Source organism: Micromonospora sp. NPDC049044 (assembly GCF_040649215.1).
Taxonomy (GTDB): domain Bacteria; phylum Actinomycetota; class Actinomycetes; order Mycobacteriales; family Micromonosporaceae; genus Micromonospora.
The window spans coordinates 1-21,608 of sequence record NZ_JBEZFA010000063.1; the positions used below are offsets into that span (position 1 = coordinate 1).

A 21,608-nucleotide genomic window follows, 5' to 3' on the forward strand; every position below is an offset into this window, starting at 1 on the left:
CTCTGCGCCCACCACCACCGACACCTCCACCACAGCGACTGGGCCGTGCAACTCAGCGGCGACGGTCAGCCCGAATTCATCCCACCGGCCTGGCTCGACCCCGAACAACTCCCCCGCCGCAACCACTACCACCGGCGAACGTGATCTTTCCGCGCCGATCCGGATCCGACGACACGGCTTGGGCTGACTACAGGATGTACTCGATGATGCCGATCCCTGCTACGGCCGATGCCGCCCCGGCAAGTAAGAGGAGAATCCACCGGAACGGACTCTCGGAAGGTTGGGCCGGAAGAATTCTGACGGGGAGATCCATACCTACTCGGCACCACAAGTGACCCGATGAGTCCGTGAATCGGATCTCGACAACCCAGTCAGCCATTGGCTCACTTGTCGACACGGGAATGAGTTTCCTCAGGTCAGCGTGCCAATCTGTTTCTTCGGTCAGCACGGAGAATATCCCGTCCTTGACACTGAGGACTGATCCATTGTGCAGTAGACGGAGCCTGACGTTGAAGATCGGGGCCCCACTGTAGTTGCTGATCAGGCAGTCCGCCCTTGTGAATCCTGGTAGGCCAGCGTTGCCGTGACCCAGAGCTACTGGACGACCGACAATTAGGCGAGCTTGGGCTGCCTCCGAATCCGCCTTCTCATCACGACGGACGCGGATCTCGTGGCGGAACAGCAGACCGGTGAAGATCACGGCGAATGTCGACATCACCAGACCGGCTATGCTCCCCCACGCTTGCATCCAGTCGGTGACTTTCGGAGCCTCAGCAGCAAGCATCTGGCCAGGGTAGGGCTAGCTGGCAACGCCGTTCAGTTAGGGCGGTGGTTGGTTGGTCAAGGTTCGTTGGTGATGATGTCGATGCTGGTGGTGGCCTTGTAGGTGCGGCGATCGATCCATCGAGGTGGTTCCTGGTTCGGGTTGTCTTGGAGTGACACACCTTGATACCGGAACCCCGCCTCTCACATCGTGATCAACACACCTATCGACCAGCCCCGCCCACGCCTAACTGAACGGCGTGGGGCTAGGCCGGCGAACGGATTACCGGGAAGGCCGACGATCCACCTGCCGTCGGCGGTGCTGGCGAGGGCCTGCGGTCGCCCGGGCCGGCACGCCACACCGTCGATGTGCCATCGGGCGTTCAGGGTGGCGAGCACGCCGCGGAGGTGATCGGCGGCACCGGCCGAGGACGACCCGGTTATCACGACGACGTCGACGTGCGCGCGGGTGATCGCGTTGTGCAGGGCGTCGGCGTGGTCGGGAAGCAGCCGGTGGTGGGCGACCTCGCCGCCGGCCCGGATGGTCAGGGCGGTGACGACCGGCGCGAGGGCGTCGCGGACCTGTCCGGGGCCCGCCGCCGGGCCCTGCTTCGGGCTCGGACCGACTGGGCCCGGCCATCCTGAGCTGCGCGAGGGGCCAGATGGGCAAACACGGTGCGGGCCGGGACCACTCAGTTACCGATGGAGGGGGACGGATCGCTGGTCACGCTTGCGGTGCCGCTGACCGGCGCGCCAGCGCGGATCTAGCCGGAGATCGTTGCTCTCCACTCTGAAGTGGGTGAGCGCCGACCGTCAATGTCTTCATAAAATGGTAGGGCTTCGATCCGCGCGGGGAGGAATGGCATGGCGGACGTAAATCGGTTAGAGGGTGCCGGTGAGGATCCAGCGGAGATCGGGCCGCCGGCGGATGGGCTGCCTGGAGGAGGTTCCGTGGCGCGGGAAGGGATCAAGTCCGCACCGGAGACACACATGCCGGCTGTCGGCTGTCTGGCCCTCCTCGTGCTGCTCGGCGGATTCCTGATTGTCGCGGTGGGGCTGATCAGTCTTTTCTGGCGTGGCGACGTCCTCGGCAAGGTGTTCGTGATCGCTGCCGGGGTGGCGATGGTCGCCCTCAGCAACGTGGCGATCAAGAAGAACGGCAAGCAGTGGGCCGAGACGGCGATTCCGGACGGCTTCTCGGCGCCGGCCGCACCGCCGCCGCCGGCGGCTGCGGCCCGGGCGGAGCAGGCCGGCTTCGGTGATCTGATCGCCACCCGGAAGGATGCCAACCAGGTGGCGAACTTCGTGTTGGCGCTCGGTGGGGCCGCCGCGTCCGTCGCCGCCTTCTTCCTCCTGGCCTGGCTGGCCATCAGCCTGCAGGCGCGGGGGGTGGCCATGCTGGCACTGGCGCCGTTGCTGCTGGCGGTGACGCTGGTGTTCGTGGCCCTGGCCGCGTTGACCCGGACCCCGGTACACGCCTACCTGTACACCGGTGGGATGCTGCTGCGCCGTCGCGGCCGTACCCATCTGGTGGCGTGGAACCAGGTGGACCGGTTGCTGATTTCCCGGAGGGCCGGGGCCTACCACCTGACCGCAGTGGACGGCAAGCGTTTTCGCATCCAGGGACGACCGGGCGAGCAGGTCCGGGACCAGTTCGGGGAGGTGCTATGCGCCGCCGTGCAGCAATACGGCCGGCCGATCGTCAAGGGGGATGCGCGCGGCGACTGGCGGCCCTGATCGCGACCGCACCGGGAGCGGCGATGACGCCGGAGAAGGTCGCCTACGCGATGCACCAGCTCGCCGAGCCGGACCGGTCGATGTCGTCGATCGCGAAGCTGCTCGGGATCTCCCGCAGCACCTTAAACAAGGCGATGCCGAACTCGTCCCGCCGCAGCTAGCCCCAACGCCGTTCAGTTAGGCGTGGGCGGGGCTGGTCGATAGGTGTGTTGATCACGATGTGAGAGGCGGGGTTCCGCTATCAAGGTGTGTCACTCCAAGACAACCCGAACCAGGAACCCCGCTTGGTCGATCAGATTGCCATAACACGGACGGTCACGGTAGCCGCCGAACCGCTCGCGGCGGGTCATCTCGGTGAGTTGACCCGCCTCGTGCCGTTCGAGATGGTCGATGACGTCCTCGCCGCGACCCGGCGTACGCAGCGACGGGTCCGTCTGTTGCCGGCCCGGGTGGTGGTGTATCTGCTGCTGGCCGGCTGTCTGTTCGCCGACCTCGGCTACCGGCAGGTATGGGCGAAACTCGTCGCCGGCCTGCGCGGGCTGCCGGTACCAGACCCCAGCGGCAGCGCGTTGCGCCAAGCCCGGCAACGACTCGGCCCGGCACCACTGCGGGCCTTGTTCGACCTGCTACGAGGCCCAGCGGCCACCGGCGCCGTCGCCACCGTGTGGTGGCGGGGCCTGCTGCCGGTCGTCATCGACGGCACCATGCTCACCGTCGCGGACTCGACAGCCAACCTGCGCCGCTACGTCAAACACCGGTGCAACCACGGCGGCTCCGGCTACCCGACACTGCGGCTGAGCGCCCTGTTGGCCTGCGGCACTCGCTCGGTCATCGACGCCGTGTTCGATCCGAGCACCACCGGCGAAACAGTCCAAGCCGCGCGGCTCGCCCGCAGCCTACGCGCCGGGATGCTGCTCCAAGCCGACCGCAACTACGCCGCCGCCGACCTGATCTCCACACTCACCGCGACCGGAACGGACCTTTAATCCGCTGCAAGACCGGCCGCAGGCTCCCGCTGATCCGCCGCTACCGCGACGGTTCCTGGCTGTCGGTCATCGGCGGCCAGCACGTCCGCGTGATCGAGGCCCGGATCAGCATCATCACCACCACCACCGGCAACCACACCGGCGGCTACCGGTTCATCACAACCCTGCTCGACCCGCGTCGCTACCCCGCCGCCCTCTACCACCAGCGATGGGAAATCGAGACCGCCTACCTGGAACTCAAATCCACCATCCTCGGCGGCCGGGTCCTGCGCGCCCGCACCCCGACGGCGTCGATCAGGAGATCCATGCCCTGCTGATCGTCTACCAGGTGCTGCGGACCGCCATGGTCGACGCCACCGACAGTCGGCCCGGCCTCGACCCGGACCGGGCCAGTTTCACCACCGCCCTCAACGCCGCCCGCGACCAGGTCGTCCACGCCGCCGGCGTCATCGCCGACACCACCATCCACCTGGTCGGCGTCATCGGCGAACGCGTCTTGGCCAACCTGCTACCCGAACGCCGCATCCGCACCAAGACCCGCATGATCAAACGCTCGAACTCCAACTACCAGGCCCGTGGACCGAACATCGATCGCCGCACCTACAAGGCCACCACCAGCATCGACATCATCACCAACGAACCTTGACCAACCAACCACCGCCCAAACTGAACGGCGTTGGGGCTAGCTGCCAACAACTGGTGGAAGCCATCGGCCATCCTGGCTGGGATGACCATACTGTGCTGCCCACGGACGGTGGGCTCGGCAGAGCCGTTTTCGGACAGCACCCACTCGACGATGACGCCACGGTCCGCGCACCAGCAGACGGCGTGGCGTAGCTGTGACGGGAGCCGCAGCGCTCGGGGCGTCGCTACCCGTGCGTCAGTCCTAGGGTCGGGTGCGTGGACACTGCGGACACCCGGACGGAGATTCGCGGCCGTTGGCGGTCGCTGTCACCGCTGCCGCCGCCCGGTCGGCTGCGTACGCTGTCGCTGGCCACGCTCGCCAACACCGTCGGGACCGGGCTGTGGGTGGCCGGTTCGGCGCTCTACCTCACTCGCGTCGTCGGGCTGAGCCCGACACGGGTCGGGCTGGGGCTCACGCTCGCCGGCCTGGTGGGGCTCACCGCCAGCGTGCCGCTCGGCGGGCTGGCCGACCAGCGTGATCCGCGTACCCTCCGGGCGGTCCTCCAACTGGCGCAGGCCGCCGTCGCCGTCGCGTACCTGTTTGTCGGTTCGTTCCCGGTCTTCCTGCTGGTGGCCACACTGGACGCGCTGCTGGTCTCCGGCAACCTGGCGGTCCGCGCCGCGCTTGTCGCCGCGGTCGGCGGGCCGCAGGGCCGGGTGCACGCCTTCGCCACCCTGCGCGCGGTGGCCAACCTGGGTGTGGCGCTCGGCGCGGGCCTGGCCGGGTTCGCGCTGGTGGCGGACACCGGGTGGGCGTACCGGCTGCTCGTGGTCGGCAACGTCGTGACCTACCTGGTCTCGGCGGCGCTGATCCTGCGACTGCCGTCGTATCCGCCGGTCCGGCGGGCGGTTCGGCCGCTACCGGGCCGCGCGTTGCGCGACTGGCGCTTCCTCGCGGTCGCCGGGTCCTCGGCCGTGCTCGCCCTGCACTCGGTGGCGCTGACGGTGGTGCTGCCGCTGTGGGTGGTGGCCCGCACCGACGCGCCGCTGGTGACGGTGTCCGCCGTGCTGCTCGTCAACACGCTGCTCACCGTGGCGCTCGCGGTACGCCTGAGCGGAAGCGTGCGGGACGCGTTGCCGGCGGCGGCGACGATGCGTCGGGCCGGTCTGGTGCTCGCGGCCGGGACGCTGCTCTGGGCCGCGACCGGCGTCGTCTCCGGCGCGCTGGCGATCGGCCTGCTGCTGGGCGCGACAGTGGTCTACACCCTCGGCGACCTGTGGCACGCCGGGGCCGGGGCGGCGCTTGCCTACGACCTCGCCGCCCCGGACGCCATCGGCGCCTACCAGGGAGTCGACACGCTGCTCGCCGGGCTGGCCCGCGCGGCGGGGCCAGCGTTGCTGACCTGGCTGATCCTCGGCGGTGGCCCGATCGGCTGGCTGGCCCTGGCCGGGCTGCTCGCCGGCACCGGCCTGGCCGTGCCACCGCTCACCCGACGGGCGCTGGCGAACCGCGCCCAGCCGCTTCCGGCCAGCGATCAGCCGATCTCCTCGTCGACGTAGCACCACCGCCAGGCCTCGCCGGGCTGGGCCGAGCGGATCACCGGGTGGCCGGTGGACGCGTAGTGCTTGCTCGCGTGCTGGTTCGGCGACGAGTCGCAGCAGCCGACCTGCCCGCAGCTCAGGCAGGTGCGCAGATGCACCCAGTAGGTCTCGCCGATGGCGACGCAGTCCGCGCACTCGTCAGGGGTACGCGCCTCGGCGGCACCCGCCTCGGTCAGGTGCTCACAGCTCACTTCTCGACCTCCCGCAACAATGATTCTTCCAGGTCCAGGTCACGATAGGCCCGCACCAACACCTCCTCAGGAATTCGACCGGCGTCCCGGGCGGCCCGGAACACATCCCGCTCGGCGTCGATCATCCTCTGCCGGAGTCGACCGTACGCCTGCGACGGCGTTTCCCGTTCGGTGCCACCGAGCCGCTCCCAGGCCATGTTGTTGCGATCCTCAAGGGCGCGGCGCAGCCGGTCCACCACCGCCTCGGGGGCGCTGTCGGCCAGTTCGTCGAGGCGTTCCTGGGCAGCCCTGCTGGCCTGTTGCTGCACCCCGGCAGCCGACAACGCGTCCTGCACCGGGTCGTCCTGGGGCAGTTTCAGCCGGCGGGCGACCAGCGGCAGCGTGGCGCCCTGGCCGACCAGGGTGACCACGATCACCGCGAAGGCCAGCCAGATGAACAGGGCCCGGGGGTACGGCTTGTCGTCGGCCAGGGTCAGCGGCAGGGCCAGAGCGGCGGCCAGCGTCACCACGCCGCGCATCCCGGCCCAGCCGATGACGATCGGGATCCTGGGTGACGGGGCCGAGTCCCGGCGGCGGATCCGGGGAACCAGCCGGGCCAGGTAGGTGGCCGGGAAGAGCCAGACGAAACGGGTCAGGACGACTGTGGCGAGCACCGCGACGGTGATCAGCGCGAGCGACCCGGCGGGCTCGTCGAGGTCGCGCAACACCTCCCGCAGTTGCAGGCCGACGAGCAGGAACACCAGCCCTTCCAACAGGAACCGGACCAGCCGCCAGAACGCGCCGGTCTGCAACCGGGAGGCCGCCGAGAGCAGCTGGGACAGCTTGTGGCCGAGCGCCAGGCCGGTGACCACCACCGCGACCACGCCGGAGGAGTGCACCGCCTCGGCGGCGAACACCACAGCGAACGGGATGATCAGCGACAGTGCGTTGTCAAGCAGCGGATCGGTGATCCGCCGGTGCAGGAAACCGAAGACCACCGCACCGAGCGCGCCGATCAGGATGCCGCCGCCGGTGGCCCGCAGCACCTCGATCGTCACGTCGGTGGCGCCGACCGCCGAGCCGGCGGTGGCCATCGTGGCGACCCGCAGCAGCACCAGCGCGGTGGCGTCGTTGACCAGGCTCTCCCCCTCCAGGATGGTGACCACCCGGCGGGGCAGCCCGACCCGGCGCGCGACAGCGGTGGCGGCCACCGCGTCCGGCGGGGCGACCACCGCGCCGAGCGCCAGGCAGACCGCGAACGGCGCCTGCGGCACCAGCAGGTGCAGCACGAACCCGACCACGAAGGCGGTGAACAGCACCAGGCCGACCGCGAGCAACAGGATCGGCCGGATGTTGTTCTTGAACGCCGGCACCGAGGTTTCCAGCGCGGCGACGTACAGCAGCGGCGGCAGGATGCCGACCAGGACCAGCTCCGGGTCGAGTTCGACGTGCGGAACGCCCGGCACGAAGGAGAGCGCCAGGCCGAGCACGACCAGCACGATCGGCGCCAGCAGGCCGAGCCGGCGGGCCAGCGCCGCACCAAAGGTGGCGATCGCCAGGAAGACGACTACCGGAAACAGGCTTTCCATGGGATACGAGCCTAGGGGTGCCGCCGATGCGTGCCTCGATCAGCCGGTCGGCCGCAGCTTCGGCAGCACCTCGGCGCCGAACGTGTCGATGAAGCCGCGCTGTTCCTGCCCGACGTGGTGCAGGGCGATCTGGTCGAAGCCGAGTTCCAGGTACTCCTCCAGCCAGCCGACGTGCCGGCCCAGGTCGGCCGAGACGTTCACCACCTCGGCGACCCGCTGCGCCGGCACGTCGGCGGAGACCGCGTCGAAGTGCTCGGCGGTCTCCAGGTCCCAGCAGACCGGCGGGGCGAAGACGTTGCTGCGCCACTGGTCGTACGCGATGGCCTCGGCCTGCGCCTGATCCGGCGCCCAGGAGACGTGCACCTGCAGGTGCAGCGGACCGCGCCCACCGGCGTCCCGGTACGCGTCGATCATCTCGCGCAGGTGCGCCACGGGGGCGTTCACGGTGATCAGCCCGTCGGCCCACTCGGCGCACCAGCGGGCGGTGGCCACGCTGACGGCGGCGCCGACAAGTGCGGGCGGCTGCTCGGGGCGGGTCCACAGCCGGGCCCGGTCCACCCGGACCAGGCCGTCGTGGCTGACCTCCTCGCCGGCCAGCAGCGCGCGGATCACGTCCACGCACTCGCGCAGGCGGGCGGCGCGCACGTCCTTGCGCGGCCACGGGTCGCCGGTGATGTGCTCGTTGCTGGCCTCGCCGGTGCCCAGCGCCGCCCAGAACCGGCCCGGGTACATCGCGCCGAGGGTGCCGATGGCCTGCGCGATGATCGCCGGGTGGTACCGCTGGCCGGGCGCGTTCACGACACCGAACGGCAGGCCGGTGGCCTGCAGGGCGGCACCAAGCCAGGACCAGGCAAAGCCGGACTCGCCCTGCCGGGCGCTCCACGGGGAGAAGTGGTCGGAGCACATGGCGGCGTCGAAGCCGGCCCGCTCGGCGTGTTTCACCGCCTCGAGGAGTGCGCGCGGGCCGATCTGCTCATGGGAGGCGTGAAAACCGAACGTCGTCATGGGCGCACCTCCTACCCATGACGGCGTCGGCTGATGCCTGCGGGCTATTCCGCGTGTGCCCCCGCGCCGGCCGAGGCAGCGCCCTCGCCCACCCAGACCGTCTTGGTGTTGCAGAACTCCCGCATCCCCAGCGCCGACAACTCGCGCCCGTAGCCGGAGTTCTTCACCCCGCCGAACGGCAACTCCGGGTACGAGGTGGTCATGCCGTTGATGAAGACGTTGCCCGCGTCCAGGTCGGTGGCGAAGCGCTCCTGCTCGGCCGGGTCCCGGGTCCAGGCGTTCGAGCCGAGCCCGAAGCTGGTGCCGTTGGCGACCTCGATCGCCTCCTCGTACGAGGACACCCGGAACAGCCCGGCGACCGGGCCGAAGACCTCCTCGGACCACATCCGCATCTGCGGGGTGAGGTCGGTGACCACCGTCGGCGGGTAGAACCACCCGTCGCCGGATGGCGGCTCGCCGCCGCAGAGCACTGTGGCGCCGTTGTCGACAGCGTCGCGGACCTGGGCGTGCACCTCGTCACGGCCCCGCTCGCTGGCCAGCGGCCCCACGTCGGTGTCCGGGTCCATCGGGTCGCCGACGCGCAGCGCGGCCATGTTCGCGGCGAACTTCGCGGCGAAGGCGTCGAAGACGTCGGTGTGCACGATGAACCGCTTCGCGGCGATGCAGGACTGGCCGTTGTTCTGGCAGCGGGCGGTGGTGGCCACCTCGGCGGCCCGGTCCACGTCGGCCGAGGGCATCACGACGAACGGGTCGCTGCCGCCGAGTTCGAGGACCGTCTTCTTCAGCTCCCGCCCGGCGATCTGGGCGATGGACCGGCCGGCCGGCTCACTGCCGGTGAGCGTGGCGGCACGGACCCGGGGGTCGCTCAGGATCCGGTCGACGGCCTCCGAGCCGACCAGCACCGTGGTGAAGGCGCCCTCGGGGAAGCCGGCCCGGCGGAACACGTCCTCCAGCAACAGGGCGGTCTGCGGCACGTTCGAGGCGTGCTTGAGCAGGCCGGTGTTGCCGGCCATCAGCGCCGGGGCCGCGAACCGCATCACCTGCCAGAGCGGGAAGTTCCACGGCATCACCGCGAGCACCACACCGATCGGCTGGTAGCGGATGAACGCCCGGGTCGCCTTCACCGCGTCGGCGTCGGCCGGCTCGTCGGCGAGGAACGCGGGGGCGTGGTCGGCGTAGAAGCGGGCCGCCGTGGCGCACTTGGTCACCTCGGCCTGCGCGGAGGCGTACGTCTTGCCCATCTCGGTGGTCATGATCCGGGCGATCTCGTCACGCTCGGCGTCCAGCAGGTCGGCGGCGGCCCTCATCCACCTGGCGCGCTCGTCGACGCTCGTCGTCCGGAGCTGCTGGTAGGCGAGGTCGGTGCGCTCGATGGCACCGTCGAGTTGCTCGGTGGACATCGCCTCGTAGGTCTTGAGCACCTGTCCGGTGGCGGGGTTGGTGGTGGCGATGTGGGGCATCTCGTCCTCCTGTCACTCGAACAACGAGTGTCGTACGCCCGGCTCCTCGCGGCGGCGGGCGGCGCGGCGGCGCTGGATCACGACCAGGTCGACCACGGCGACCACGGCGAAGATCGCACAGAGTACGCCGAGCCAGGCGATGCCGGCCCAGAACGCCAGCACCGCGAACACCACCATGGTCACCAGCCCGAAGCTGGCGAGGGTGAGCCGGAGATTGAGGGCGCTGTTCGCGTGGCCGACCGTGCCACGGGCGCGCCGGGGCTGCGATCTCGTCATAACCCCCGACCTACCCCCGATCGGCCCGGTTAACCGGTACCGCGCGCTCGCACCTGCCGGTGTGGTGGTGTGCTCCGGCACATCCGATCGCGCCGTGGCCCCCGATGCCCGCAGGATGGGCGCATGTCAATGACCCTCGCCGTGCCGGTGACCGTCGCCATCGCCCGCCGTGTCGACCCGACGCGGTCCAGCGAGATGGTGGCCTGGATGCGGGCCGGCACCGCGCTGGCCGAGGCGTTCCCGGGTTTCCTCGGCGCCGGCTGGGTGCAGAGCGGCCCCGGTTCGCCGGAGTGGCACATGCTCTACCGCTTCGCCGACGCCGAGACGCTGCACCGGTGGGAGGAGTCACCGCAGCGGCACTGGTGGCTCAGCTCGGCCCAGGGCATCGTCGAGCACACCCGGGTCGAGCGGCGGACCGGCATCGAGGGCTGGTTCGACCCGCCGCTTGAGCACTCGGTCGACCCGGTCGAGCCGGTCGGGCCTACCTCGCCGCCGAGGTGGAAGCAGGCGGTGACCATCTGGTTGGCGTTCTTTCCGCTGAGCCTCAGCGCGACCCTGTTGACCAGTCACTTCCTCGCCGCCGTGCCGTTGGCGGCGCGGGTGCTGCTGATGACGCTCTGCCTGACCCCACTGATGACCTATCTGGTGCTGCCGCGGATCACCCGGGCCCTGCACGGGTGGCTGCACGGCCAGCCGGCAGCGCGGCGGGATTAAACCACCTCGCCGGCCCGGCCGCCGGCACTCTGCCGCATAGCCGACAGCAGGTTCCCGGCACACCACGTCCTATGCATAGAGTTATCGGGCTGTCGCTCTGCGCTGCGGAACGGGGGACGTCATGCCTCGACGGTGGGTCGCCGCGCTGGCCTGTCTCGTCGCACTCGTCGCGTTGGCCTGCGAGGGTGGTACGTCCGCGACGCCCCGCCCCACCCGCAGCGGCCCGGCGTCGAGCGGGCCGGGTGGCATCGCCGCTCTCGGCGACTCGATAAGCACCGGCTTCGCCTCCTGCCTGGTGCTCACCTCCTGCGAGCGCAACTCCTGGTCCACCGGCGACGGCCTGCGGGTGCGCAGCCACTACCGGCGGCTGCTCGACCAGAATTCGGCGATCCGCGACCGGACGTACAACCACGCCCGGGCCGGCGCCCGCGCGGACGCCCTCGAAGGGCAGGCCCGGGCGGCGGTACGCGACCGTCCCGACTACGTCACGGTGCTCATCGGCGCCAACGACGTCTGCCGGGGTGGAGTGGACGCGATGACCCCGGTGGCGCGGTTCCGGGCCGACGTGGACCGGGGGCTACAGGTGCTGCGCAGCGGCCGGCCGAAGGCCCGGGTGCTGGTGGTGAGCATCCCCGACCTGTACCGGCTCTGGGAGGTCGGGCACGACGATCCACGGGCGGTCCGCGCGTGGCGGCGGGGCGTCTGCCCGGCCCTGCTGGCCGAGGCCACCTCGACGGCACCCGCTGACCAGGCACGCCGGGCGGCGGTCCGGGACCGGATCGAGGCGTACAACGCCGAACTGGTCGCGGCCTGCCGGGCGTACGGCTCGCGCTGTCGGCACGACGGCGGCGCGGCGCACCGGGTCCGGTTCACCCTGGACCTGCTCAACCCGCTCGACTGGTTCCATCCCAACACCGCCGGCCAGGGCCGACTGGCCGAGGTGACCTGGCGTCCCTCCGGGATGGCCAGCTGACCGCTCCGGGCGGGCGGTCAGGGTAGCCGAGGTCCCGGGAGGGCGCTGCCGCCCCGAGGCCGGTAGAGGGCGCGGGAACGCTGGGCGAGCTCCTTCGTGGCCGACGAGTTGGCCCAGGTGCCGAGCACGATGGCCGCCCCGGGGATGATCTTGGCGACGACCCGCTTGGCGGCCCGGACGCCGGCCATCTGGGCCAGCCGGACGCCGAGTTGCAGCATCACCCGACCGAGTGGGCGCTGGCCACCCAGACCGAACAGGGCGTCGGCGCGTTCCCGGCCGGCGGCCACCCCGAGCGCCAGTCGGGCACTCTCGGCGACCTTGTGCACGCGCTGCAGCACAAGAAGGTCGGTGGCCCGGTCGCTGTGCAGCGGATCGACGTCGTAAGCGGCAGCGATGTGCAACACCATCCGGGCCTGGGTCCAGGCCAGCACGCCCACGTCGATCACGGCGCCGGGTAGTCCGGCCGCGCCGGAGACCGCGCCCGAGAGCCGGGCCAGGTTGACGAACTTGCGCGTCGCCTGGTCGGCCAGGGCGTCGGACGACACCCCGGGCTGCTCGGCGCGGGCCCGGTCGGCCCACTGCTCGGCTTCCGGCCCGAGCCGGCGCACCGCCTCCAGGGCGAGGTGCTCCGGGGCGTACTGGGGGTCGTCGCGCATCCGGTCCCAGAGACGGGCCGGCGGACCCTCGGCGGTGTCCGCCGGCCCGGCGGGCAGGTCGACGGACGGCTGGGGAGTAGGGGCGGCAGGCTGGCCGCCGACGGGCGGAGTGTCGGTCACCGGGTCTCCCCTGGAATGGGAATGGCGGACAGGGCGGCCGATGGGGCGGTCAGCGGCGGCGGTTGGACAACCGGGCCGCCAGACCCTTGAGCTTTTCCTGGTTAGCGGGCTTGGCCATCTCCCGACGACCTCGCTCGACCAGTTGCTGCCCCTTCGGCGATCTCAGGAACGTGGTGATCCGCTGCATCAGTGACATGGCGTCCTCCTGTCGATGATCCCGTTGTCATGTGTACCCCGTAACCGCAACACATGTACCCGGGATGCGACAGCCTCAACCTTGACCGTCCACAGTGGGCGGAAGACTATCGTCCCGCCGGCATGATGGCGTCGACGACCCGGGTGGCCCGCCACTCGTGCTGCTGGTAGTGCTCGGGGTACGCGGAGACCTGCACCGCCTGGGCCGCGTCGGTGAGCCGCATCCGCTCCCAGCCGGGCACCTGCTCCAGCGCGCTGAGAAACTGTCGGGTCGCGAACTCGGGATCCATCAGCCGGCCCACCGGGCCCCAGCCGCTGCTGGAACGCTGCTGGAACAACCCGACCGAGTCGTGGTCCCAGCCGACGCCCTGGTGTGGGTAGTCCTGCGACTCGGGCAGCACACCACTCGCCACGTTGTAGAGGTTGCTCTCCTGCATGGCGGTGGCGACCGCGATCACCAGGCCCCGGCGGGGCACCCCCATCTTGCGGCCGGCGCGCACGATCGCCGCGGCGTTCTCCATCTGGGCCTCGTCCAGCCCGACGACGGGCGCCGGTTTGGTCGGGCGGGCCGGTGCGACCTTGCGGGCGGGTGCCGCGGTGTCCGGGTCACCGGGGGTCGCCGTGGCCGACGGCGCCGGGGCGGCGGCGCGATCGTGACCACGGGAGGCCGCGTCCTGCTGCTCGGCGCGTTGCGCCAGCTCCGAGCTGGCGGGCGGGCCGGAGCGGGTCGCCCCGCCGGGCTTCTCGTCGCCCACCTGGGCGACCGCGGTCAGGCCGAGGCAGCAGACCACACCGGTGGCCAGCGCCAGCTGGGCCCGGCGTCGACCGTTCAGGTCCCGGACGTACGCCCGGAGTCGACTCGCGGCGGTTGTCCGTTCGGCTGAGGCGCCATCCTCCGTATCGGCAGTGGCGCTGCTCGGGGCGTACGGGTCGTCGAGGGTGCCGTCGTCACGCATCAACCGAGGCTAGGCAGGGGGAAACCCCGATCACGCACGGTGATCACGTGGTGATTCCCACAGATCGGGGCCACCCTGGTGGACGACGTGGCCGGGGCGACCCGCCCGAGGAACATTCCTCGCGTACCGGATGAATGCGGCGGTGCGCGCAGGCCGACACGGCCGGTGACTGTCGGGTACATCGGACCCCCGGTCGAGACATGATCGACAAACTGGGCCGTTGGGTCGAACCACCCCTCGGCCGATCGGCCGAGGGCAAACAGTCTGGCGGCGTAATCGGGCGAATAGTCTGGTCCCGCTCATCCCTCGGGCGACGAATCGCCCGGCGCAGGAATGCACCAGGATGGCGGGTACGTTGCCCGAACGGGTGCCCTCCATCGCGTCGGCGCCCCGCAGGCACATTTCAGGGAGGTCCGCACCGGTGCTCGACCCACACGAGCTCTACCAGCTCACCGACGATCTGCCCGACCTCGGGCAGCCGGTTCTGATCCAGGCCCTCACCGGGTTCGTGGACGCCGGTAATGCCAGCCGGCTGGCGCGCGAGCAGCTGCTCACCTCGCTTGAGGGTCGACCGATCGCCACCTTCGACGTCGACCAGCTCTTCGACTACCGGTCGCGCCGACCGGTGATGACCTTCGTCGAGGACCACTGGGAGAGCGTGGACGCGCCCACGCTTGAGCTGCACCTGCTGCGGGACGACGACGAAACCCCCTTCCTGCTGCTCACCGGCCCCGAGCCGGACCTGCAGTGGGAGCGGTTCGTGGCCGCGGTGGCCGGGCTGGCCGCCCGCCTGGACGTCCGGCTCACCGTGGGGCTGAACTCGATCCCGATGGCGGTGCCGCACACCCGACCGACCGGAGTGACGGCGCACGCCACCCGCCCCGAGCTGATCGCCGGATACGAGCCCTGGCTGCAACGCGTCCAGGTGCCCGGCAGCGTCGGGCACCTGCTGGAGTTCCGCCTCGGCAAGCAGGGTCGCGACGCGTTGGGCTTCGCCGCCCACGTGCCGCACTACGTGGCGCAGACCGAATACCCGGCCGCCGCCGAGGTGCTGCTCAGCTCGGTGTCGCGCAGCACCGGGCTGCTGCTGCCCGGCGACGGGCTCCGCTCGGCCGCCGAGGTGGTCCGGGTGGAGATCGACCGCCAGGTCGCGCAGACCGAGGACGCCGCCGCCCTGGTCCAGGCTCTGGAGGAGCAGTACGACGCGTTCGCCCGCGGTCGAGGTGAGAAGAACCTGCTCGCCGCGGACGCCGGGCCGCTGCCCACTGCCGACGAGCTGGGCGCGGAACTGGAGCGGTTCCTGGCCGAACAAACCCGTCCCGGCGACACCCCGGGCAGCTGACCCGGCGTACCGGGGGCGGATGCGGCAGGCTGGGGGCATGCGCCTGGCGACCTGGAACGTCAACTCGGTGAAGGCCCGCCTCCCCCGGCTGCTGGAGTGGCTGGCCGACACCGGGCCGGACGTCGTCTGCCTGCAGGAGACAAAGTGCCCGGACGGCGCCTTCCCGGTGACCGAGGTGGGCGCGTTGGGTTACACGGTGGCCAGCCACAGCGACGGCCGGTGGAACGGAGTCGCCATCCTGTCCCGGGTCGGGCTGGACGACGTCCGGGTCGGGTTCGCCGGTGAGCCCGGCTTTCCCGAGCCCGAGGCCCGCGCCATCTCCGCCACCTGCGACGGGGTGCGGGTCTGGTCGGTGTACGTGCCGAACGGCCGGACACCCGAGGACCCGCACTACGCGTACAAGCTGGCCTGGTTCGCGGCGCTGCGCGACGCGGTGGCTGCCGAGTTGTCCGGTGGGCTACCGCTTGTCGTCTGCGGCGACTTCAACGTCGCCCCGACCGACGCCGACGTCTGGGACCCGGCGGTCTTCACCCACTCCACCCACGTCACCCCGGCGGAGCGGGCGGCCCTCGCGGCACTTCGCGACCTGGGCCTCGTCGACGTGGTGCCGACCCCGATGAAGGGGCCACACCCCTTCACCTACTGGGACTACCGGGCCGGGATGTTCCACCAGAACAAGGGCATGCGAATCGACCTGGTGTACGCGTCCGCGCCGTTCGCCCGCGCTGTCGGTTCGGCCTACGTGGACCGGGAGGCCCGCAAGGGCAAGGGACCCTCCGACCACGCCCCGATCGTGGTCGACGCGGAGCTGGTGCCTGCGGTCGACGGGTTCTGAGTAGCTAGGGTGGGCAGATGGCAGTCGTGAAGATCAACGCAATCGAGGTCCCGCCTGGCGCCGGCGCGGAGTTGGAGAAGCGGTTCGCCGCCCGCGCCGGCGCTGTGGAAAACTCCCCCGGCTTCCTCGGCTTCGAGCTGCTCCGACCGGTGGCCGGTGAGACCCGATACTTCGTGTACACGAAGTGGGAGAGCGAAGAGGCGTACCAGGCGTGGGCCGCCGGCCCGTCGCGGGCCGCCCACGCTGGCGCGCCCGGCGAGCAGCCCCGCCCACCGGTCGCCACCGGGGCCAGCCTGCTGGAGTTCGAGGTGGCGCTGCACGTCCCCCACCCCTAGGCCGCGTCTGACAATGATCACTTTGCTGGTTGGCGGAGCGGCCGAGGTCGATAGCGGCATCCCCGGGGCCTCTTCAGCGGTGGCCTTGGGCGGGTGGCGTGGGCTGCCCGAGGACCGCTTGCGACTCGTCGACGAGTCCGGTCAGGCGCGCGACCTCGGTGTCGGTCAATTGTTCGGCAACTTCGGAAGCTGCGATGTTGGACCGCAGGTGGTCGGTACTGCTCGTGCCGGGGATGACGACAATGGAAGGCGAACGGCGCAGCAGCCAGGCCAGTGCGATCTGGGCCGGTGTGGCGCCTAGGCGCTCTGCTGGGCCGGTCAGCTCCTGGTGGCCGCTGAGCCGTCCGGCGGCCAGCGGGAAGTAGGGGATGAAGAGGATGCCCTGGGTCTCGCAGTCGGCGAGGACCTGGACGCCGCTGCGGTCAAGCAGGTTGAAGCGGTTCTGCACCGCCGCGATGGGGGTCATTCGCTGGGCGCGGGCCAGCACCTGCGGGGACGCGCCGGACAGGCCGATGCGGCGGATCAGCCCCTGGTCTCGCAGCTGGACGAGTGCGCCGAGCGACTCCTCCAGCGGTACGTCCTGGTGCGCACCGGGGGTGTCGCCGACGAGCCGGAGGTAGGTCAGCTCGCTCGCGTCCATTCCCATGTCGGTAAGGGCCTCGTGAACCTGCCGCCGGACCGTCTCCGGGCGACCGTCGACGATCCAGGACTTGTCCGGGCCGCGCTCTGCGCCGACCTTGTTGCCCACGATCACGCCCTCGGGGATCGGTCCCAGCGCCTGCCCGATCAGCTGGTTCACCGTTCGTGGCCCGTAGGCGTTCGCGGTGTCGAAGAAGGTCACGCCCAGCTCGACAGCCAGGCGCAACACCCGCCGCGCCGCCTCCGGGTCGTCCGGGAATCCCCAGACCTGAGGGCCCGCAAGCTGCATGGCGCCGTATCCCACACGATTCATCGGCCTCTCCTGCCGTATCACTGCGACGGTATTTCCCGTATCGCTGACCGAACCAGTGATACGCCTTATGCCGTAGCATTGCAACCGTGGATGATGCGAAGACCCGCAGTCGCCGGCAGATCCTGGAAGTCGCAGCCGAGCTGTTGGAACGGGAGGGCGCCCAGGCGCTCTCCACCCGCGCCGTCGCAGCGGCGGCAGGCATCCGTGCCGCCTCCCTGTACCAGCTCTTCGGCGACAAGGACGGGCTCCTCTCGTCGCTGGCCATCCACGGCTTCGACCTTTACCTGGCGCAGAAGCACACCTTGTCGTCGAGCGGCAACCCGGTCGACGACATTCGCCGCGGATGGGACATGCATGTCGACTTCGGCCTGAAACACCCCGCCTTCTACCTGCTGATGTACGGCACCGACCGCCCCGGCCGGCGCCCACCTGCCGCGCGGGAGGCTCAGGAACTCCTCATGACGTTCCTCGGCCGCGCCGCCTCCGACGGCCGCCTACGGGTGCCGCCCGTCCTTGCCGCCCACCTCACGCTGGCAGCGGTAACCGGCACCACGCTCTCCCTGATCGGCATCCCCGAGAGCGAACGCGACCCGGAGGTCTCACCGCGCATGCGGGAAGCACTCATCGACGCCCTGACCACCGACACGGGCCCGGCCCCGGACTCCACCCTCGCCGCTCGCGCCCTCGCGCTCGATGCCGCCCTCGGCGGGACGGATCCAACTAGCGTCCCGCTCCGCCCCGTCGAGACCGCACTCCTGCAGGACTGGCTTCAGCAACTCGCCCACTAGGTGACTCGCAGGCCACTTGTCAGACACGGCCTTGGCAAGGCATTGGGGTACGTCGAGCGACAGCCCGGCCGCCACCGAGCAGACCCGGCCGCCGGTGTGCCGCGCATGCCGCACCGCAGCCGAATCACGTCGGGCCGACTGCCTCCGTTGATAGCCTCGATTCGGTCCGTGCGGTAGCCGGCCGCCAGTCGCCCTGCCTGCCGTCGCACGCCGTTCGCTCACTGTGCATCCCAAGCTGCGGGGGGTCCTGGCCGTGTTCGACGGGTTCGAAGAGTTCGACATCGCCACCTCCGGCGCGACGATCCACGGCCGCCGGGGCGGAAACGGACCGCCTGTCCTGCTCCTCCACGGCATCCCCGAGACGCATCTCATGTGGCACCAGGTCGCGCCCCGTCTCGCCGAGCACTTCACTGTCGTCGCCACCGACCTGCGAGGCTGGGGCGACAGCGGCACCCCGCCGAGCACCGACGACCATGAGCCGTACAGCATGCGAGCCATCGCCCGCGACCAGGTCGAGGTGATGCGGAGCCTGGGCCATGAGCGGTTCCGACTCGTCGGCCATGACCGTGGGGCGCGCTGCGCGTACCGTCTCGCGCTTGACGAACCGGACGTCGTCACCCGGCTGGCCGTCATGGACGTCGTCCCCATCGGGGATGCCTACAACCGTGCCGACAAGGCGTTCAGTCTCTCCTACTGGGTCTGGTCGTTCCTGGCCGCACCGGCGCCGGTGCCCGAGCAGTTCATCGGCGCGGCACCCGCCGTGCTCGTCGACTACATGCTCGACACCTGGCCCGAGGTGAAGGACGCCTTCCCGCCCGAGGTGCGGGCGGCGTACGTCAAGCAGTTCAGCGACCCGGCCACAGCGCACGCGATCTGCGAGGAGTTTCGTGCCGCCGCGACCCTGGACTACCAACAGGACGAGGCGGACCGCGGCCACCGGAAGATCACCTGCCCGGTGCTGTTCCTCTGGAGTCAACGCGGCCAGGTCGCCAAGCTCTACGCCGACCCGCTCGCGATCTGGCGGGAGTGGGCCCATGACGTGCGCGGCGAGCCCGTGCCGGTCGGGCACTTCATCCCGGAGGAGGCACCCGAGCAGACCACCCGCCAACTCCTCGACTTCCTGAGCTGACGCCCGCGCGGTCAGGGCTTGCGGGAGGACTGGAGGGTGGCGAAGGCGATCACGTTGTCGGCGTAGCCGGTGCGCCCGCCGATGAACTGGCCACCACAGGTGATCAGCCGCAGCCCGGCGGGGCCGTCGTGGCCGTAGATGCGGTCGGCCGGCAACTGGTCCTTCGGGAAGTGCTCCACGCTGTCGACCTTGAAGACCACCGTCGACCGGTCCGCGCGGGCCACCTCGATCAGGTCGCCCGGCTTCAGCTTGCCCAGGTCGTAAAAGACCGATGGCCCGCTCTTGGTGTCCACGTGCCCGACGATCACCGCCGGGCCGGGTTCGCCGGGCGTGGGACCACGGTCGTACCAGCCGGTCTCGTTGTGCCGCTCCAGCGGCGGTACGGCGATCGAGCCGTCCCGGGCCTGCCCGACGGGCGCCACCGGCGCGGCCACCTTGATGGCGGGCACGGTGAGGCGCACCGGGCGGCTGGCCGACAACCCGACCGACTCGCTGCGGGCCGGGCGGTCCCCGCCCGCCGGGGCGAAGTCGAGCGGGCCGACCGAGCGGCCCAGCCCTGCCCCGGTGGCGAAGACCCCGACCAGCACCAGCACCACGGCCAGCGGCACCGACCAGGGGCTACGACCAGGAGGTCGGCTGCGCCGCGGGGCCACCGCGGTCGGCGGACGAGCGGCCATACTCGGGCGGTCCGGGACCAGCGGACTGTCGTCGAGCGGCAGGCGATGGGCCTCGAAGCGGTCGTCCACCGGCACGCGGTCGGCCCGTGCCGGGCGCGAGCCGGGGGCCGGGCGAGGGCCGGGCGGCGGCGACGCGGGTCGGAAGATCTCCATGGCGGCCTCAGCCCCGCGCAGTGCCGCGGGCCGGACGCGGCCGGCGCAACGCCACGACGGCGAGGACCATCCCGGTGACGGTCAGCGCCGCGCCGCCGGGCAGCAGCAGCTTGCCGGTCGTCCCGTTGGCACTCCCACCGAAACCGGTGGCCGGACCGCGACTGGGCTGGACCGGAACCTTCTTGACCACCTGGAGCATGGTCGAGGCGGTCTCACCGTCACGGCACTCCAGCTTGACCCGGTAGTTGCCGGGGCGCGTGCGCTCGCGCACCATCGGCGCCGCGGTGAGCAGGCCGTGCTGCGGCTGTACGCCGATCGCGCCGAAGGCGTCGGAGACGACAGTGGCGCCGACCGAGTTGTCCCGACAACTGGCCCGGATCCCGACCAGGTAGCCGGGCTGCACCGTGCTGGGGCTCACCTCGACGAAGATGTCCACCGCCGGTGTCGGCTGCGGTGCGCCACCCGGTGGGCCTTCCGGTTGCGGCGCGGCGGCGACGAACGCGGTCCCCCGGGCCGCGGGCGCGGCAACCTCCGGCGTGCCGGACCGGGGTGCGGCATGGGCGGGCGCGGTGAGCAGGAGTGCGGTGAGCAGGGGGCCGGTGAGGGCGGTCAGCACCGACAGGGTCACGCCGCAGCGGGTCACTGTCACGATGCCCCCTCTCGACGCCGCGCGGCCGAGTCGGGCAGCGGTGCACCCGACCTGCCGTACCAGTTGGATCCTCTCATTTCCGGTCGCACATCACATCCGATTCGCTGGCGGCGTCGCGTACGCTCGGGTCGCTGTGACCGCCACCGACAATGACCCCGCCGTCCCGCCCGTGAGCCGGACGATCCGCACGTTCCATCCCCGCCGGGGTCGGATGAGCGACCGGCAGACCGACGCGCTGACCCGGCTCTGGCCCGCGTACGGCCTGACAGTGCCGGACGGACCGGTCGTGCCCGTCGACCTGGCTGACCTGTTCGGTCGCCGGGCCCCGGTGGTGCTGGAGATCGGCTCGGGCATGGGCGACAGCACCGCTGCGATGGCCGCCGCTGACCCGGATCGAGATTATCTGGCGGTCGAGGTGCACACGCCGGGAATCGCCAACCTGCTCGACCTGGTGGACCGGCACGGGCTGACGAACGTGCGGGTGGCAAAGGGCGACGCGTTGTCCCTGGTCAGCGGCCTGCCGGTGGATGTGCTGGACGCCGTACACGTCTTCTTTCCGGACCCGTGGCCGAAGGCCCGCCACCACAAGCGGCGGATCATCCAGCCGGCGCACGTGGCGCTGCTGCGGTCTCGGCTGCGCCCCGGCGGCACGCTGCACTGCGCGACCGACTGGGCCGAGTACGCCGAGTCGATGCGGGACACGCTGGCGGCGGATCCGGAGTTGGTGGACGCCTACGGCGGCTTCGCGCCGCGTCCGGCGCACCGGCCGGTGACGAAGTTCGAGCGGCGGGCGATCACGGCCGGCCGGCCCGTCGCCGACCTGCTCTACCGCCGACGGTGACGCGCCGGGCCGTCCCGCCGGCCCGGACCCACCGGCCCGGACGGGGGTCCGGTGGACACCGGGTTGGCGGAGCGGGGCATGA

Annotated in this window: 27 protein-coding genes; 14 read left to right on the forward strand and 13 right to left on the reverse strand. The window is 71.0% G+C overall.

The window, feature by feature from the left end:
* Positions 1–187: 187 nt before the first annotated feature.
* Positions 188–784, reverse strand: coding sequence for a hypothetical protein (locus tag AB0B85_RS32185; RefSeq protein WP_357413292.1), 597 nt, complete (start codon positions 782–784; stop codon positions 188–190).
* Between the two features lie 182 nt (positions 785–966).
* Positions 967–1,458, reverse strand: a complete 492-nt coding sequence (locus AB0B85_RS32190) for a molybdopterin-binding protein (protein ID WP_357413346.1) — start codon at positions 1,456–1,458, stop codon at positions 967–969.
* Positions 1,459–1,713: 255 nt separating this feature from the next.
* Here AB0B85_RS32190 and AB0B85_RS32195 point away from each other — a divergent pair, with 255 nt between their 5' ends.
* The 6 genes from AB0B85_RS32195 to AB0B85_RS32220 all read left to right on the forward strand — a co-directional run bounded on the left by AB0B85_RS32195 (position 1,714) and on the right by AB0B85_RS32220 (position 5,669).
* Positions 1,714–2,499, forward strand: coding sequence for a DUF6585 family protein (locus AB0B85_RS32195; protein WP_357413294.1), 786 nt, complete (start codon positions 1,714–1,716; stop codon positions 2,497–2,499).
* A gap of 23 nt (positions 2,500–2,522) precedes the next feature.
* The gene (locus AB0B85_RS32200) at positions 2,523–2,660 is read left to right on the forward strand and encodes a hypothetical protein (protein ID WP_357413295.1); all 138 of its coding nucleotides are present in this window, start codon (positions 2,523–2,525) and stop codon (positions 2,658–2,660) included.
* 123 nt (positions 2,661–2,783) lie between these two features.
* A complete protein-coding gene (locus tag AB0B85_RS32205; RefSeq protein WP_357413298.1) occupies positions 2,784–3,485 on the forward strand; it encodes a transposase domain-containing protein in 702 nt (233 codons plus the stop codon).
* A gap of 89 nt (positions 3,486–3,574) precedes the next feature.
* The gene (locus AB0B85_RS32210) at positions 3,575–3,802 is read left to right on the forward strand and encodes a hypothetical protein (protein WP_357413300.1); all 228 of its coding nucleotides are present in this window, start codon (positions 3,575–3,577) and stop codon (positions 3,800–3,802) included.
* 11 nt (positions 3,803–3,813) lie between these two features.
* A complete protein-coding gene (locus tag AB0B85_RS32215) occupies positions 3,814–4,131 on the forward strand; it encodes a hypothetical protein (RefSeq protein ID WP_357413302.1) in 318 nt (105 codons plus the stop codon).
* Between the two features lie 254 nt (positions 4,132–4,385).
* Positions 4,386–5,669 (forward strand): MFS transporter, encoded by a 1,284-nt coding sequence (locus AB0B85_RS32220; protein WP_357413304.1) that lies wholly within the window; start codon positions 4,386–4,388, stop codon positions 5,667–5,669.
* Here the strand turns inward: AB0B85_RS32220 and AB0B85_RS32225 are convergent.
* The 5 genes from AB0B85_RS32225 to AB0B85_RS32245 are packed head-to-tail and all read right to left on the reverse strand — an operon-like array spanning position 5,645 to position 10,211.
* Positions 5,645–5,902: a UBP-type zinc finger domain-containing protein gene (locus AB0B85_RS32225; RefSeq protein ID WP_357413306.1), complete on the reverse strand. Its 258-nt coding sequence runs from the start codon at positions 5,900–5,902 to the stop codon at positions 5,645–5,647. The two genes, AB0B85_RS32220 and AB0B85_RS32225, sit on opposite strands and share 25 nt — an antisense overlap.
* A complete protein-coding gene (locus AB0B85_RS32230; RefSeq protein WP_357413308.1) occupies positions 5,899–7,470 on the reverse strand; it encodes a Na+/H+ antiporter in 1,572 nt (523 codons plus the stop codon). Before AB0B85_RS32230 ends, AB0B85_RS32225 begins: the two co-directional genes overlap by 4 nt.
* 39 nt (positions 7,471–7,509) lie before the next feature.
* Complete coding sequence (locus AB0B85_RS32235) at positions 7,510–8,475, reverse strand: TIGR03885 family FMN-dependent LLM class oxidoreductase (protein ID WP_357413310.1); 966 nt, start codon at positions 8,473–8,475, stop codon at positions 7,510–7,512.
* A 44-nt stretch (positions 8,476–8,519) separates the two neighbouring features.
* Positions 8,520–9,935 carry an NADP-dependent succinic semialdehyde dehydrogenase gene (locus AB0B85_RS32240; RefSeq protein ID WP_357413312.1) on the reverse strand — a complete coding sequence of 472 codons (1,416 nt, stop codon included), beginning with the start codon at positions 9,933–9,935 and terminating at the stop codon, positions 8,520–8,522.
* Positions 9,936–9,947: 12 nt separating this feature from the next.
* Complete coding sequence (locus AB0B85_RS32245) at positions 9,948–10,211, reverse strand: DUF6343 family protein (protein ID WP_357413314.1); 264 nt, start codon at positions 10,209–10,211, stop codon at positions 9,948–9,950.
* 123 nt (positions 10,212–10,334) lie between these two features.
* On the opposite strand from AB0B85_RS32245, the gene AB0B85_RS32250 reads away from it, so the two are divergent.
* Entirely contained in the window at positions 10,335–10,925 is a 591-nt protein-coding gene (locus tag AB0B85_RS32250; protein WP_357413316.1) for an antibiotic biosynthesis monooxygenase, read from the forward strand.
* Between the two features lie 121 nt (positions 10,926–11,046).
* Positions 11,047–11,898, forward strand: coding sequence for a GDSL-type esterase/lipase family protein (locus AB0B85_RS32255; protein WP_357413318.1), 852 nt, complete (start codon positions 11,047–11,049; stop codon positions 11,896–11,898).
* 17 nt (positions 11,899–11,915) lie between these two features.
* Here AB0B85_RS32255 and AB0B85_RS32260 read toward each other — a convergent pair whose 3' ends face one another.
* The 3 genes from AB0B85_RS32260 to AB0B85_RS32270 form a co-directional block, all read right to left on the reverse strand.
* Positions 11,916–12,674 (reverse strand): EcsC family protein, encoded by a 759-nt coding sequence (locus AB0B85_RS32260; RefSeq protein ID WP_357413320.1) that lies wholly within the window; start codon positions 12,672–12,674, stop codon positions 11,916–11,918.
* Positions 12,675–12,723: 49 nt separating this feature from the next.
* A complete protein-coding gene (locus tag AB0B85_RS32265; RefSeq protein ID WP_357413321.1) occupies positions 12,724–12,870 on the reverse strand; it encodes a hypothetical protein in 147 nt (48 codons plus the stop codon).
* Between the two features lie 106 nt (positions 12,871–12,976).
* Complete coding sequence (locus tag AB0B85_RS32270) at positions 12,977–13,825, reverse strand: peptidase M23 (protein WP_357413323.1); 849 nt, start codon at positions 13,823–13,825, stop codon at positions 12,977–12,979.
* Positions 13,826–14,246: 421 nt separating this feature from the next.
* On the opposite strand from AB0B85_RS32270, the gene AB0B85_RS32275 reads away from it, so the two are divergent.
* The 3 genes from AB0B85_RS32275 to AB0B85_RS32285 are packed head-to-tail and all read left to right on the forward strand — an operon-like array spanning position 14,247 to position 16,337.
* The gene (locus AB0B85_RS32275) at positions 14,247–15,167 is read left to right on the forward strand and encodes a PAC2 family protein (protein ID WP_357413325.1); all 921 of its coding nucleotides are present in this window, start codon (positions 14,247–14,249) and stop codon (positions 15,165–15,167) included.
* Between the two features lie 37 nt (positions 15,168–15,204).
* Positions 15,205–16,002, forward strand: coding sequence for an exodeoxyribonuclease III (locus AB0B85_RS32280; RefSeq protein WP_357413327.1), 798 nt, complete (start codon positions 15,205–15,207; stop codon positions 16,000–16,002).
* Positions 16,003–16,019: 17 nt separating this feature from the next.
* Entirely contained in the window at positions 16,020–16,337 is a 318-nt protein-coding gene (locus tag AB0B85_RS32285; protein ID WP_357413329.1) for an antibiotic biosynthesis monooxygenase, read from the forward strand.
* A gap of 73 nt (positions 16,338–16,410) precedes the next feature.
* On the opposite strand, the gene AB0B85_RS32290 is transcribed toward AB0B85_RS32285, so the two are convergent.
* Positions 16,411–17,289 carry an aldo/keto reductase gene (locus AB0B85_RS32290; RefSeq protein ID WP_357413330.1) on the reverse strand — a complete coding sequence of 293 codons (879 nt, stop codon included), beginning with the start codon at positions 17,287–17,289 and terminating at the stop codon, positions 16,411–16,413.
* Between the two features lie 86 nt (positions 17,290–17,375).
* Here AB0B85_RS32290 and AB0B85_RS32295 point away from each other — a divergent pair, with 86 nt between their 5' ends.
* Together AB0B85_RS32295 and AB0B85_RS32300 are read left to right on the forward strand one after the other, a co-directional pair.
* A complete protein-coding gene (locus AB0B85_RS32295; RefSeq protein WP_357413332.1) occupies positions 17,376–18,077 on the forward strand; it encodes a TetR/AcrR family transcriptional regulator in 702 nt (233 codons plus the stop codon).
* A gap of 253 nt (positions 18,078–18,330) precedes the next feature.
* Entirely contained in the window at positions 18,331–19,206 is an 876-nt protein-coding gene (locus tag AB0B85_RS32300; protein WP_357413334.1) for an alpha/beta hydrolase, read from the forward strand.
* 11 nt (positions 19,207–19,217) lie between these two features.
* Here the strand turns inward: AB0B85_RS32300 and AB0B85_RS32305 are convergent, their stop codons facing one another.
* A complete protein-coding gene (locus AB0B85_RS32305; RefSeq protein WP_357413348.1) occupies positions 19,218–19,883 on the reverse strand; it encodes a class F sortase in 666 nt (221 codons plus the stop codon).
* Positions 19,884–20,043: 160 nt separating this feature from the next.
* Positions 20,044–20,688 carry a hypothetical protein gene (locus tag AB0B85_RS32310; RefSeq protein WP_357413350.1) on the reverse strand — a complete coding sequence of 215 codons (645 nt, stop codon included), beginning with the start codon at positions 20,686–20,688 and terminating at the stop codon, positions 20,044–20,046.
* A gap of 208 nt (positions 20,689–20,896) precedes the next feature.
* Here AB0B85_RS32310 and trmB point away from each other — a divergent pair, with 208 nt between their 5' ends.
* On the forward strand, positions 20,897–21,526 hold the full coding sequence (gene trmB / locus AB0B85_RS32315; RefSeq protein ID WP_357413352.1) for a tRNA (guanosine(46)-N7)-methyltransferase TrmB: 630 nt from the start codon (positions 20,897–20,899) through the stop codon (positions 21,524–21,526).
* Positions 21,527–21,608 lie beyond the last annotated feature (82 nt).